This window comes from Streptomyces ipomoeae 91-03 (assembly GCF_000317595.1).
Classification (GTDB): Bacteria; Actinomycetota; Actinomycetes; order Streptomycetales; family Streptomycetaceae; genus Streptomyces; species Streptomyces ipomoeae.
In genome coordinates this window covers 1-12,688 of sequence record NZ_AEJC01000258.1, presented here as the reverse complement: position 1 = coordinate 12,688, position 12,688 = coordinate 1, and the positions used below count along the sequence as shown (strand labels likewise).

At 69.5% G+C, this 12,688-nt stretch carries 12 protein-coding genes and 1 pseudogene; 2 read left to right on the top strand and 11 right to left on the bottom strand.

Translation table 11 applies throughout. The features are described from left to right. From STRIP9103_RS16975 to STRIP9103_RS16930, 10 genes and pseudogenes are all read right to left on the bottom strand, one after another. Nucleotides 1-312: pseudogene (locus tag STRIP9103_RS16975) on the bottom strand (acyl-CoA dehydrogenase family protein); the annotation flags it as partial. A 30-nt stretch (nt 313-342) separates the two neighbouring features. After that, on the bottom strand, nt 343-1,716 hold the full coding sequence (locus STRIP9103_RS16970) for an 8-oxoguanine deaminase (RefSeq protein WP_009313366.1): 1,374 nt from the start codon (nt 1,714-1,716) through the stop codon (nt 343-345). 30 nt (nt 1,717-1,746) lie between these two features. Further along, nucleotides 1,747-2,652: a factor-independent urate hydroxylase gene (gene pucL, locus STRIP9103_RS16965; protein ID WP_009313372.1), complete on the bottom strand. Its 906-nt coding sequence runs from the start codon at nt 2,650-2,652 to the stop codon at nt 1,747-1,749. Between the two features lie 6 nt (nt 2,653-2,658). After that, nucleotides 2,659-3,066: a hydroxyisourate hydrolase gene (gene uraH / locus STRIP9103_RS16960; RefSeq protein WP_009313378.1), complete on the bottom strand. Its 408-nt coding sequence runs from the start codon at nt 3,064-3,066 to the stop codon at nt 2,659-2,661. A 7-nt stretch (nt 3,067-3,073) separates the two neighbouring features. Continuing rightward, a complete protein-coding gene (uraD, locus tag STRIP9103_RS16955) occupies nt 3,074-3,583 on the bottom strand; it encodes a 2-oxo-4-hydroxy-4-carboxy-5-ureidoimidazoline decarboxylase (RefSeq protein ID WP_009313364.1) in 510 nt (169 codons plus the stop codon). A 115-nt stretch (nt 3,584-3,698) separates the two neighbouring features. After that, nucleotides 3,699-6,515: an HEXXH motif domain-containing protein gene (locus STRIP9103_RS16950; RefSeq protein WP_009313375.1), complete on the bottom strand. Its 2,817-nt coding sequence runs from the start codon at nt 6,513-6,515 to the stop codon at nt 3,699-3,701. Then, complete coding sequence (locus STRIP9103_RS16945; protein ID WP_009313368.1) at nt 6,512-7,705, bottom strand: FxsB family cyclophane-forming radical SAM/SPASM peptide maturase; 1,194 nt, start codon at nt 7,703-7,705, stop codon at nt 6,512-6,514. Before STRIP9103_RS16945 ends, STRIP9103_RS16950 begins: the two co-directional genes overlap by 4 nt. Further along, nucleotides 7,698-8,042 carry a hypothetical protein gene (locus STRIP9103_RS49940; RefSeq protein ID WP_009313379.1) on the bottom strand — a complete coding sequence of 115 codons (345 nt, stop codon included), beginning with the start codon at nt 8,040-8,042 and terminating at the stop codon, nt 7,698-7,700. The genes STRIP9103_RS16945 and STRIP9103_RS49940 overlap by 8 nt, the downstream gene beginning before the upstream one ends. A gap of 57 nt (nt 8,043-8,099) precedes the next feature. After that, nucleotides 8,100-8,516 carry a helix-turn-helix domain-containing protein gene (locus STRIP9103_RS16935; RefSeq protein WP_009313374.1) on the bottom strand — a complete coding sequence of 139 codons (417 nt, stop codon included), beginning with the start codon at nt 8,514-8,516 and terminating at the stop codon, nt 8,100-8,102. Further along, nucleotides 8,513-8,791 (bottom strand): YkoF family thiamine-binding protein, encoded by a 279-nt coding sequence (locus STRIP9103_RS16930; protein ID WP_048820432.1) that lies wholly within the window; start codon nt 8,789-8,791, stop codon nt 8,513-8,515. The genes STRIP9103_RS16935 and STRIP9103_RS16930 overlap by 4 nt, the downstream gene beginning before the upstream one ends. 138 nt (nt 8,792-8,929) lie before the next feature. On the opposite strand from STRIP9103_RS16930, the gene STRIP9103_RS16925 reads away from it, so the two are divergent. Continuing rightward, nucleotides 8,930-9,751, top strand: a complete 822-nt coding sequence (locus STRIP9103_RS16925) for a TIM barrel protein (RefSeq protein ID WP_009313369.1) — start codon at nt 8,930-8,932, stop codon at nt 9,749-9,751. A gap of 25 nt (nt 9,752-9,776) precedes the next feature. Continuing rightward, nucleotides 9,777-10,748: a 2-hydroxy-3-oxopropionate reductase gene (locus tag STRIP9103_RS16920; protein ID WP_009313377.1), complete on the top strand. Its 972-nt coding sequence runs from the start codon at nt 9,777-9,779 to the stop codon at nt 10,746-10,748. Between the two features lie 338 nt (nt 10,749-11,086). Here STRIP9103_RS16920 and STRIP9103_RS16915 read toward each other — a convergent pair whose 3' ends face one another. Continuing rightward, nucleotides 11,087-12,355, bottom strand: a complete 1,269-nt coding sequence (locus tag STRIP9103_RS16915; RefSeq protein WP_234022221.1) for a Shedu anti-phage system protein SduA domain-containing protein — start codon at nt 12,353-12,355, stop codon at nt 11,087-11,089. Between the last annotated feature and the right edge of the window lie 333 nt (nt 12,356-12,688).

Below are 12,688 nucleotides of genomic sequence, written 5' to 3'. Positions count from 1 at the left end.
TCCGAAACCGGCCTCCTTCTCGATCAAGAAGGTCGTCATCGACTTGTGGGGCGCCGTGGCTGTCTCCGAAGGGGAGTGTCCTTCGTCACTTCGGACGAGAACAGCGACGAGTGTTGACGTTCCACCGTTCGTCAGCCACATCTTCTGACCGTTCAGGACGTACTCGTCGCCGTCCTTGACCGCCTTCGATGTGATCGCCGACACATCGGAGCCGAGGCCCGGCTCCGACATCGAGAAGGCCCCCCGGATGTCACCGGCCGCCATCTTCGGCAGGAAGTAGTCCTTCTGCTCCTCGGTGCCGTGCTGCTTGAGCCCCGGCTGCCGTACGGGTCAAGTGCCTGGTCAGTCCCCGGCGGCGATCCGCGCCAGCCGCTGGGCCTCTTCCCTCGTCGAGCGGGCGATCGCGTCCTCGTCCACGTGCAGCAGACGGCCGTTCTCGACGATCGGCGCGCCGTTGACGAGGGACAGCGTCACCGGGGCCGCCGCGCCGAAGACCAGGGCGGTCACCGGGTCGGCGATGGAGGCGTGGGCGAGGGTGTCGAGGTTCCACAGGACGAGGTCGGCGAGCTTGCCGGGCTCCAGGGAGCCGATCTCGCTTGCCCGGCCCAGGACTTGGGCGCCGCCGTAGGTGCCGAGGCGGAGGGCCTGGCGGGCGTTCAGGGCGGCTTCGCGGTGGGCACCGAGGCGGTTGATGAGGAGCGCGTTGCGCAGCTCGGTGTGGAGTTCGCCGGACTCGTTGGACGCGGTGCCGTCGACGCCGAGGCCGACCGGGACGCCGGCCGCCAGCATGTCGGGGACACGGGCGATGCCCGCCGCCAGCCGGGCGTTGGAGGACGGGCAGTGGGCGACCCCCGTCCTCGTACGGGCGAAGGCGTCGATGTCGGAGTCGTTCATATGGACGCAGTGCGCCATCCACACGTCCTCGCCGAGCCAGCCGGTCGACTCGAAGTAGTCGGTCGGGCCCATGCCGAACAGCTCGTGGCAGAACTTCTCCTCCTCGACCGTCTCCGAGCCGTGGGTGTGCAGTCGTACGCCGAGACGGCGGGCCAACTCGGCGCCCTGGCGGAGAAGTTCGGTGGAGACGGAGAAGGGGGAGCAGGGGGCGACGGCGACCTGGGTCATCGCGCCGAAGGAGTTGTCGTGGTGCTCCTTGACGGTCTCCTCGGTGGCGGCGAGCGCGCCTTCCAGGGTCTCGACGGCGAAGTCCGGAGGCAGGCCGCCGTCCTTCTCGCTGCGGTCCATGGAGCCGCGGGCGAGGGTGAAGCGGACGCCCGTCTCGCGCGCCGCCCGGATGATCGAGCCCGACAGATCGCCGGAGCCCTTCGGGAAGACGTAGTGGTGGTCCATGGCGGTCGTCACACCGCCGCGGGCCATCATGGCGAGCGAGCCCTGGGCCGCCGCGTACGTCATGCGTTCGTCGATGCGCGCCCAGGTCGGGTAGAGGGCGACGAGCCAGTTGAACAGGTTGTGGTCGGTGGCCAGGCCCCGGGTGATCCACTGGTAGAAGTGGTGGTGGGTGTTGACCAGCCCGGGGGTGCCCAGGTGTCCGGTCGCGTCGACCCGGCGTACGACATCCGCCAGTCCCTCGGGGGCCTTGCCCGCGCCGACCGACTCGATCACGTTGTCCGCCACGACCACATGGCCGGAGGCGTACTCGGTGTCCTTCGCGTCCACGGTCGCGATCGCCGCGTTCTCGATGACGATGCGCTGAGCCATCGTTGTCCGTCCTCTACTTCCGTGTGCGCGTCAGAGGGTGGTGAGGTCGACCGGGAGCTTCGCCTCGGCGCCGTCCCGCAGGATCGTGGCCTCGATCAGGCCGTAGGGGCGGTCGGCGGCGAAGTACACGGCTCCCTCGGCGGTGTCGTTCTTGAGGCCGAACGGAGCGAGGTCCACCAGGAAGTGATGCTTGTTCGGGAGGGAGAAGCGGACCTCGTCGATCTCGCCGCGGTTGTCGATGATCCGCGCTCCCATCGCGTAGAGGGTCTGCTGGAGCGAGAGCGAGTACGTCTCGGCGAAGGCCTGGAGCGTGTGCCGCTTCACCTGCGCGTACGACTCGTCCCAGTCGGGCATCGGCTGCTCGTCGTCCGTCCAGTTGAAGCGCCAGCGGCCGGAGACCTCGGTGGCGAGGATACGGTCGTACGCCTCGGGGAGCGTCGTGTACTTGTCCTTGACGTAGCCCCAGAACTCGGAGTCGGTCGAGTTCATGACGGTGAGGTCCTTGAGACCGGAGACGACCTCCCACGACGAGCCGTCGTAGGTGATCTGGGCGAGGCGGGTCTCCTGGCCCTTGCGGACGAAGGAGTGCGCGCCGTCACCGGTGTGCTCGATGCGCTCCCAGGCGTACTCCTCGATGCGGATGCGGGCCCGGTGGATCGCCGGCTGGGAGGTCACGAAGTGCCGGGCGAGGTGGATGCCGAACTGTTCGGCGGACTCGATGCCCTTCTCCTTGGCGAAGGCGTACACCGTGTTCTTGGTGGTGTCGGTCGGCAGGACGTTGGCGTTCGAGCCGGAGAGGTGGACCTCCTCCATGTCGCCGGAGAGCGACACGGACACGTTCAGGTCCTTGATGTGGTGGGTGGCGCCGTCCCGCGTGATCTTGACGACTCGGTTCTCGGCCTTGCCGTACTGGTTCTGTCCCAGAATCGTGGGCATCTTCTGCTAGCTCCCTCGGTATACGGAGTAGCCGAACGGGTTGAGCAGCAGCGGTACGTGGTAGTGCTCGCCGGGGTTCACGGCGAAGGTGATCGCCACCTCCGGGAAGAACGCTCCCACGGTGCCGCTGTCCCGATTCGCGGGGGCGTCCTGCTGCGCATCGGCTTGCTTCTTCGCGGTCTTTTCGAGGTAGGGCTCGACCTCGAAGTCGAGCCGTACGTGGGTGGTCCCCTCCGGCAGGGCCGGGAGATCCTTGCACCGGCCGTCGGTGTCGGTCGCGGAGCCGCCGAGCGCCTGCCAGTCCGCGTCGCGGCCGGAGCGGGCGGCGAGCCGGACGGCGACTCCCCGGGCGGGGCGGCCGACGCTGGTGTCCAGGATGTGGGTGGACACCGAGGCGGTGGTGCTGGTGCTCATGCTGCTCTCAGTCCTCTTCGACGAGCCGGGTGAGGCGGATGCGGTTGATCCTGCCCAGCTCGGTGCGGACGATCTCGCGTTCCCGCTCCGGCGCGTTGCCGATCCGTTCCTTGACCGCGTCGCGCATCTGTTCGCCGGTGCGGCCGGTGGCGCAGATCAGGAAGACATGGCCGAACTTCTCCTGGTAGGCCAGGTTCAGTTCGAGCATCTCCGCCTTCAGCTCGTCGGAGGCGCCAGCCATGCCGCGCTGCTCCCGGGCCGAGGTGGGGTCCCCCGGCTTGGGGCGGCCGATCGGCGGGTGCCCGGCCATGGCCTCCGCCAGGTCCTCGGCGGTCAGCTCGGCCATGGCGGCGTCGCTCGCGGCGAGGAGGTCGTCGACGGTGGCATACGGACGGCCGGCGAGCAGTCTGCGGCCCCATTCCGCCGAGGCGCACGCCTCGTGGAGTGCCGCGGTGGCCGCGTGCTCCTCCAGGGCGTTGAACCGGGCGAGGCCCGGCGTCGAAGAACTCGAAGTCACGGGAGCCTCCGTGGCCGTGGTGCTGGACTGGCTACGGCAAGCTAACGCCCTGCGACGACACCGCGTCAACAGTTTGTTGAAAAATCCGGTGTCAGGTGAAGGCTCAGACGAAGGATCAGATGAAGGAGATGACGAAGGGGCACTCCGGACCGTGCCGGTCCCCCCGGGCCTCGTAGCCCGCGATGTAGGTGTCCGCGCGGCGGATGTGGATGACGTTGCCGTCGAGGGTGCAGCGATCGCCCGCGCGGAGCAGGTCGGAGAGGGGGTCGGTGTGCTCGATCGGGTAGAGGGACTCCGCGCCCGTGTAGGTGATGGTGACCGTTCCGTCGTCGCCGTGGCGGACGGTCTCCCCTTGGAAGCCGTACATCCGGAGTTCCGAGACGCACAGCAGCGGCTTGACCATGGCCTGCTCGATCGCCTCCGCGTAGCGCGGGAGTTCGGCGCGGATGACCTCGTGGAGGCGGCCGGCGAACTTCATGGTGGCGGGGCACGCGTAGGAGCAGGGCATGTACGGGACGAGGCCGTAGACGGTGTGCCGCAGGTAGGGGTTGCACAGGGCAGACGGCCTGCCCTGGGTGTTGCGCAGTGCCGCGTAGTAGGTGTTGTCCTCGTTCCAGTTGTTGCGCTCCCGGAAGAACTCCTGGCAGCACTCGGGGTAGCCGAGGGCCTCCCCGAACGTGTCGTGGTCCGCCCGGTGTTTGTTGACGACCTTACCGTCGACGATCAGGGGGTACCAGCCGGAGCCGACCACGCGGTCGAGGGCGGCCTGGTCGCGGGCGAGGAACACATGCGCCTCGGCGCCTTCCCGCAGGTCGGGCAGGAACGCCGCCCGTGTGGTCGTGAGCTGCTTCGGTGGAACCTGGTCGATCTGCGGTGAGAACCTGTCGAAGCAGGCGTCCACATGGTGGACCAGGCCGAGTTCCTCGGTGAGGGTTCGCAGGGCGGGCCAGCCGTCGTGGGGGATCCACAGGTCCATCGCCGGTTTCAGCCCGTTCGCCACGGCGATCAGCGTGGCGAGCTGGCCTCCACCGCGCGTCGCCTCGACCAGGCCCCAGTACCGGCCGGCCCGCAGTTCACGCTCGACCGCCTCCGTCACCGGCAGGTTCACCGGGCGTACGGAAGCCGGGTCGGGCTCCGCCCCGTCCGGCAGACGCAGGCCCCATGCCATGGCCTCCGCCGTGGTGCGTACGTCCTCGTCGACGGAGAGCGGGAACCGCCGCGCCATGAGGGTTGCGGTGTGGGTGAGGATGTAGAGCGCCTCGTCGCGGCGGCCGAGATGGCGGAGCGCGAACGCGTAGCACTGCCAGAAGTACGGGCTGCGCGGGTCGTGGTTGACACAGGCCGCGTAGCGCACAGCGGCGGTTCGGTAGTCCTCGCACACATACGCGACATGCGCCGCCGCGAGGTCCGGGATCAGGCTCTCGCCCGGGACGGTCTTCGGCAGTACATCGGCGGCCGTCCCGTCGCGCGGCAGGCGCAGGGCACGCACGGACTCGAGCAGCGAGTCCCCCGGATACCAGCGGCGGACGATCGAGCTCAGGTCCCAGTCCTTCGGGAGGCCCAGGGCGTGCAGGGTCGCGCACGTGGCGGCGTCGTGCGGACCGGTCCGCGCGCTCCGCTCCGTCGACGCCACGGGCACGGCCGGATGCCGTTCGTCCCAGCGGGCGCGGTGCGCGGCGCGCTCGGCGTCGATGCGGCGGCGGTCCCCGGACGCGGGTGCGGGCAGGACCCCGTCGCACGCGTCGATCCGGGCGGTGACGGCGTCGACGAACGCCGCGCCCAGGGGCGACAGGGTGGCCGCGGCCCGCAGTTCGCTGAGCCCGTCGCGGACCTGGCGGACCACCCGGTACACGCGGTTCACCACGTGCCGCGGGTCCAGGCCGCCGACGTCCGGGGTGTCCAGGAGCGCGCGGTAGAAGTCGGCGACGCTCGTGAAGCTGTAGACGGCGTGCAGCAGTCCGCTCAGCGGCCTGGGGTCGTCCCGCCAGGGCGAGTAATGGACCGCTTCACCGGTGTCGTCGATGATCAGCGGGTCGAGCGGAAGGAGGGCGTTGAGCTTCTGGTGACCGTACTCGTGCACCAGTGCCTCGGCCGTCGCCATCCGTTCGCCGAGCGCCAGCGCGACCAGGCCGGGCGCCTCGTGGAAGCTGCCGCTCACATGCAGACGCGACGGGTCTGGGGACCGTACGGGGACGATGACGCCGAGCCCGCCGACGAGTTCCTCGGCGAGGGGCTCGCACACCGCTCCGATGAGGTCGACATGGCCGTTCAGCTCGTCCTGCCAGCGCCGCGCCTCGGCGGGGTCGAGCTCGGCGAAGGTGAATTCGGTCCGGCCGCCGAGCCGCAGGTCCCGGTCGAGCCAGTTGAGCTCCGTGCCGACCGCGAGCCTCGGTACCCGTAGCCGTTGTCCGCTCCAGGCCAGGTGGCCGTTGTCAACGGTCAGGGAGGTACGGGCCCATGGTGCCGCCCCCTCCAGGGTCACTCCGGAGCCCGGCAGACTGATCCGTCCGGCGGAGTCCGCGCGCACATCGGCCGTCAGCCGGCCCTCACCGCACAGCAGCAGCGCCGACAGCGCGAAGCGCGCGAACTCCCTCAGATGCGGAACGAGATGCACCTCGGGGAAGCGCTCGTGTGCTCGCCGCGCGACCAGGTTCCAGGCCACATCGACCCAGAACGCCGCGCTCGGATGGTTGAGCACCCGCTTCTGCGCGTCGGCCGGAGCCGCCCCGATCGCCTCCAGGCTCGCCATGAGGTCCGCCTCCGCCAAGGGGCCGGGGGCCTGCTCGGCAAGCAGCGCCGCCAGCCTGCGGATGCCCACCAGCGTATGGAGGTACCGGGCCGCGAAGACCGCGCGCGTGGTCCCCGTCCAGCCGGTGGGGGCCGCCAACGACGTGATGGTGGTGCGGTCGAGCCGCGGGATCGTCGCGGTCATCGTGCTTTCCCCCCGTCGCTTTCGACTTCGACACGTTTGGCCAGGCGCCGCAGATCTTTTCCGACGGTGCCGGTGACCACCCGGATGAGCTTCTTCAGATCGGCGCAGTACACGGACTCGTTCCGGAATCCGTTCTGCCGCGAATACCGGTGGGGAAAGTACCCGCCTCCGCATATGCGGACCAGCTCGCATTCCCGGCAGGTCTCTCCCAGGGTCCCCCAGTTGTTCTGGCGTGAACGCACCAGCGGCGACCTCAGAGCCGTATCGAAACTGTCGTCGAATATGTTCAGACCCAGCTCACAGGCGCCCGGGTAGGTCACTTTCAGTGTGTCGACCGCCTGTATCTCCCCGTTCGTCTCCACCACGATGAAGTCGACCGGTTGCAGCCCCCATTCCTCGGAACTGTCCGTGGCCCCCAGATAGAGGGCGATGATGTCTCTGAACCGCCTGATCCTGAGGGGCTGAGGGCGTTCCCCGTACCACATCTCGAAAACCCTGAGCAGCCAGTCGGCATACGGAGTGACGTCGAGTCTCTCCTTTCCCGGCGGCCGTAGATCGTGGTGTCCCAGTGGGAGCAGGAAATCGATGGACGGCGGATCGAACGAGCGGAGGTAGGAGTATGTCTCGACCGGGTCCGCCTCCAGGTCGATCACCGCCAGGATCCCGCCCCACAGCCCTCGGGCCTCCGGGCTGCTCAACAGCCCGATGCACCGCTCCACCTGCGCGAACGACGATCTGCCCGCGTGATCGAGGCGGTGCCGGTCGTTGACCGCCCGCGGCCCGTCCATGCTCAGCCCGAAGGACACCTCCCACTCACGGCAGAACTCCAGCACTTCCTCCGTGTACGGGGTGCCGTTGGTCTGCCCGTTCCAGCGGATCCGCACGTCCGGCGCCGCCCGCGTGACCGTCTCGCAGAGCGCGCGGAGGTAGTCCACGCCCAGCAGGAGCGGTTCCCCTCCGTGGAGGATGAAGTCCACCCGCTCCAGACCGTGCTCACGGGCGTGCTCGTTGATCCGGCGCCCGAGCTGGGCGGCGGTCTCCAGGGACATGCGCGTCGGCTGCGACCGCCACGACTGGTCGGCGTGCCGATAGACATAGCAGTAGTCACAGTCGAGGTTGCAGCGCGAGGCGACCTTGCAGATGAAGGACCTGAACGGCTGGGTCGCGGCTTCCGGGGCCGCGTCAGGCACGGCCGGACCACGAACTGTGGGAACTGAAGGAGCTGAAGGAACTGAAGGAGTCGAAGCTGCTGAAGGAGCTGAACGAATCGAAACTGCTGAACGAGCTGAAGGAGTCGAAGCTGTTGAAGGAGCTGAAGGAACTGAAGGAGTTGAACTGGCTGTGACGGCTGTGTGAACTGAACGGTGTCGGTGGCCGTGGTCCTCTGCGGCGGCCACCGAATACCTCCAGCAGAACCTGACCGAGAGCCGTACCCTCCAGCGAATCGACGGAGTTGAGATCCAGCTCGTCGAAATCGAGCTCGATGCCGTCCGATTCCGTATCCGAAGGATCATGCATTTCGGGCATGGACGCCTCCAGCGGCTTACCCCCGCACTTGCCGACTCACCCATCGTCCACGCTTGCTCACATACCGTCAATAGCTCCCGGTTCGTCGCCCGCGCGCGCCTTGGCCCGCTGCTCATTGGCGTAATTGAGGTAGTTGTAGACGGTGAAGCGACTGACGCCGAGCGCGCTCGCGACGGTCTCCACGCCGTGCCGTACGGAGAAGGCACCGCGCGCTTCGAGTGTGCGTACGACCTCCTGCTTGGCCTTGCGGTCGAGGTCGGCCAGCGGCTTGCCGTGCCCCCGCTCCAGCGCGGCCAGGATGTGGTCCAGCGACTCGGCGAGCTGCGGCAGACGTACGGCGACGACGTCGGCGCCCTGCCAGGAGAGCACGACGTCGTCGGGGCCGGCCTCGTCCGGCGGCAGCATGACCCCGCCCATGGCGTCGACCAGCGGCTTCACCGCCATGACGAAGGGGTCGTCCCCGTGGGCGGTCACCCCCGTCCCCCCTTGGTCTCCATGGCGCCGCCGGACTCCCCGATCACGTTGATCTGCAGCGAGATCCGAGTGGCGCCGGACTCCAGGGCCCTGCGCAGCACGGCGTCCACGGTGGAGAGCACGGTGTCGGCGCCACCCTCCGCCGTGTTGCCGAACGGGCCCACGTCCACGGCTTCCAGGTCGGCGGCCTCCAGGACTTCCCGGGCGACCAGCGCATGCCGGGGCGGCTCGTCCAGGTCGAAGGGCTCGGTCGTGAACTCCACTCGCAATCGCACGCGCCCAACCTAACGCGCGGCACCCGGTTCCACCGCCCCCTCTTGACAGAGCCAGACCCTCGACGGCAGCCTTCCATTAAGCAGAAACTAGATTCCGCAATGCGGAATCATGGCCGCACCGAAGGGAGCGCCCGCCCCATGGGACCCGCAGAGCAGCGCTTCGACGTCAATCTGTCGATTCTCTTCACGGAGCTGCCGCTCCTGGAGCGCCCGGCGGCTGCCGCGGCGGCCGGTTTCACCGCCGTCGAGCTGTGGTGGCCCTGGCTCGACTCTCCCACCCCCGAGCGCGCCGAGCTCGACGCCCTGAAGCGCGCGATCGAGGACGCCGGCGTCCAGCTGATCGGGCTGAACTTCTACGCCGGACAGCTCCCGGGCCCGGATCGCGGCGCCCTGTCGCTCCCCGGCACGGAGTCGGAGCGGTTCCGCGCCAACATCGACGTGGTCGCCGACTTCGCCCAGTCCCTGGGCTGCAAGGCCCTCAACGCCCTGTACGGCAACCGCGTCGACGGCGTGGACCCGGCCGAGCAGGACGCGCTGGCGCTGGAGAACCTGGTGCTCGCGGCCCGGGCCGCCGACCGGATCGGCGCGATCCTGCTGATCGAGGCCCTGAACAGGGTGGAGTCGCCGCTGTATCCGCTGGTGAGCGCGCCTGCGGCGGTGGGGGTCGTCGACAAGGTCAACGACGCGACGGGCCTCGGCAACGCGCGCTTCCTGATGGACCTCTACCACCTGTCCATGAACGGGGAGGACCTGCCGTCGGTGATCGAGCGCTACACCGACCGTACGGGCCATGTCCAGATCGCCGACAACCCGGGACGCGGCGCGCCCGACACCGGCTCCCTGCCCCTGCGGGACCTCCTCGACCAGCTGAGGAAGACCGGCTACGACGGCTGGGTCGGCCTGGAGTACAAGCCGGGCGACCGCCCGAGCCATGAGGCGTTCGACTGGCTGTCCCGCTGACCCCGTACGGAGAGGCACCCCCATCATGAGCAACCTCGCGAACTCTTCCCGCCCGGCCGGCCCGTCCCGGCCGGCGATCGCCTGGATAGGCCTCGGCATCATGGGCTCGCCCATGTCGGAGAACCTGATCAAGGCGGGTTACGACGTCACCGGCTACACCCTGGAGCAGGACAAGCTCGACCGGCTGGCCGCGGCCGGGGGCACGGCGGCCGGTTCCGTCGCCGAGGCCGTGCGGGACGCCGATGTCGTGATCACGATGGTGCCCGCGTCACCGCAGGTGGAGGCGATCGCGTACGGCCCCGAGGGCATCCTGGAGAACGCCCGGCCCGGGAGTCTGCTGATCGACATGTCGTCCATCACCCCGCAGACCTCGATCGACCTGGCCGAGGCAGCCGAGGAGAAGGGCATCCGGGTCCTCGACGCGCCCGTCTCCGGTGGTGAGGCCGGGGCCGTCGAGGCCGTGCTGTCCATCATGGTCGGCGGTGAGCAGGCCGACTTCGACGCGGCCCGGCCGGTCTTCGAAGCGCTCGGCAGGACCATCGTGCTGTGCGGACCGCACGGTTCCGGGCAGACCGTGAAGGCCGCGAACCAGCTGATCGTCGCCGTCAACATCCAGGCGTGCGCCGAGGCCGTGGTCTTCCTGGAGAAGTCGGGCGTCGACCTCAAGGCGGCACTCGACGTCCTGGGCGGCGGCCTCGCCGGCTCGACCGTGCTGACCCGCAAGAAGGACAACTTCCTCGACCGGGACTTCAAGCCGGGCTTCCGCATCGATCTGCACCACAAGGACATGGGCATCGTCACCGACGCCGCCCGCGCCGTGGGCGCCGCCCTGCCCGTCGGCGCGGTGGTGGCCCAGCTGGTGGCCTCGCTGCGTGCCCAGGGCGACGGCGGCCTCGACCACTCGGCCCTGCTGCGGGCCGTGGAACGCCTCTCGGGCGCCCAGGTCCGACCATCCCACCCGACCCCCGGCCGACTCCCGGCCGACCGATGTGCCTGATCCACCTGATCCGCCGAGAACACCCGAGACCCGGGCGGCGCCGCCGCTGACATCTGTCCTGTCGCGCCCGAGCGGCGCCGTCGCCCGGCACCAACCGCTCCGACCGCGTCCACGCGTCGGCGCATCAGCCGATGATTCGTCGGCCGTCGGACGCACCGCCCGCGACAGTCGCCGGACGGCCCGGACGAGGTGCTTCCGTCCGGCACACGCGGGCAGGGCGAGGACCGCGGCGGCGTGCGCGCCAGTGCGGTGGCGAAAGGCCCGGCCTGAGTCTCGACGTGAGGGACCCGGCTCCGGCGCCGGCACATCCGCCGCGGTCCGGCCCACCTCCCAGGAGGTCACGGCTCCGGCGGCAGCGGATACGGCACCCTCCCCGTACGGCGGGCTTCGTCCCCCTCCTCGCCCGAACCACCCAGCGACCGCCGGGCGTTGTCCAGCAACTCCTTGTAGGTCAGCACCTCGACCCGGCTCATATGGGCGTTGAACGTGCGCAGGGCCTCGGTGATCTCCTCCTCCGGTACGTCCGGGTGGAGGGCGGGATGACCGATGAGCACGAGGGCGCCGGCCCGCCGCGTCTCGATGCCGAACTCGTCGCGGATGCGGGACCGGTCCTCATCCAGCCCCACCAGGTAGTTGACGGCCTGGCTGACGGCCCGGTGGACCTGGGCCGCCGGCACCCAGGCGTTGCGGTGCCGGGTCACCAAGGGCTCCCTGAGGCCCATGGCTCGCTTGAGTTCGACGATGCGCAGGGCGCCGTCACCGCGTATCAGCGGGATGTCGACCTCGTCGCCCGGCACGAGCCTGCGCTGCGCGGCCTCGCCGACGAAACGGCCACCGAAGATCCAGTGCTGGCCTTCCAGCGCACGCTGGAGGTCACGCTCCAGGGCGTTCGGATCCTCGACGACCGCGCGCAGCTCTTCGAGTCCGGTGGCACGACGGCGCAACTCAGCTGCCTGGATGATGAGTTGGCCCTTGTCGTCGGCGGCGAGCAGAGCCAGGGTCTCCGGGGAGGTGACGATGTCCCGGGCCGCGAGGGCGGGGTCCTCGATGTCGATACGGCCGTCCCTCAGGATCCGTTCCAGCCACAGCGCCGTCTCCGCCCGGCCGCGTGGGATCACCCACCGTCCGGGCCGGTCCTCGGGGGCCTCCATGAACAGCGCGTCCTCGCCCTGGGCCCTGAAGTGCTCCAGGAACTCCGCCATACCCGCGTCGGGATGCTCCGCCAGGTAGTCCCGGCCCTCCTCGACCATCCACCGGTGCGTCACCCACATCGTCTTCGCGAGGTAGTCCAGGCTGATCCTGTCCCGCTTGCCGTCCCGGGTGAGCCGGTAGCGCTCGTCGAAGTCCGGTCTGAGGATGAGGCCCTGGGCGTAGTCGAGCGAGTCCTGGAGCATGCGCACCACGTTCCACTCCCCCGCGCCCGCCGCCGTGCCCCGTGCCTCCTCCAGCAGCCGTACGAGCTCCTTGCCGCCCCGACGTCCACGGCCGGGCCCACCGTTCATGTGCTCGAACACCGCGGCCATGGCGTCCTTCACCGCCTGGCCGGCCGCTTCCTCCGCCACCTTTTCGAGCTGCCACTCCAGTGCCATGTCGCATCGCGTCGCCATGAGCGAATTGTGCGGCCGGGGTCTGACAGTCCTCCCGAGACCATCACCACGAACCGGGCACCGACGCACACGGTCGGCCGACGAGACACACGGCCCCTGTCTACGCAAGGGTGCGTAGGCCGTCTACGGAACCCTCAAATCAACCTCTGAACCCATGTCACGGGGCTTCAACTCCCCCTGCGTGCGGGCACATCCTCGACACACGAGGCCCGCCGGCACGGGGGCGGCGGGCCTCGACGGGGGAAGCCACCGAGGGCGCGGGGGAACGCCGAATCGGAGGCACGGGGGAAACACGGGGGAACGGGGGAAACGGGGGAGGCCATGAGCGGCAGC

What these genes read in the sequence shown, in the direction of transcription:
- STRIP9103_RS16970 (WP_009313366.1), bottom strand. Translation starts at nt 1,716, where the DNA reads ATGGCTCAGCGCATCGTCATCGAGAACGCGGCGATCGCGACCGTGGAC.
- pucL (WP_009313372.1), bottom strand. Translation starts at nt 2,652, where the DNA reads ATGCCCACGATTCTGGGACAGAACCAGTACGGCAAGGCCGAGAACCGA.
- uraH (WP_009313378.1), bottom strand. Translation starts at nt 3,066, where the DNA reads ATGAGCACCAGCACCACCGCCTCGGTGTCCACCCACATCCTGGACACC.
- STRIP9103_RS16950 (WP_009313375.1), bottom strand. Translation starts at nt 6,515, where the DNA reads ATGACCGCGACGATCCCGCGGCTCGACCGCACCACCATCACGTCGTTG.
- STRIP9103_RS49940 (WP_009313379.1), bottom strand. Translation starts at nt 8,042, where the DNA reads ATGCCCGAAATGCATGATCCTTCGGATACGGAATCGGACGGCATCGAG.
- STRIP9103_RS16925 (WP_009313369.1), top strand. Translation starts at nt 8,930, where the DNA reads ATGGGACCCGCAGAGCAGCGCTTCGACGTCAATCTGTCGATTCTCTTC.
- STRIP9103_RS16920 (WP_009313377.1), top strand. Translation starts at nt 9,777, where the DNA reads ATGAGCAACCTCGCGAACTCTTCCCGCCCGGCCGGCCCGTCCCGGCCG.
- STRIP9103_RS16915 (WP_234022221.1), bottom strand. Translation starts at nt 12,355, where the DNA reads ATGGCGACGCGATGCGACATGGCACTGGAGTGGCAGCTCGAAAAGGTG.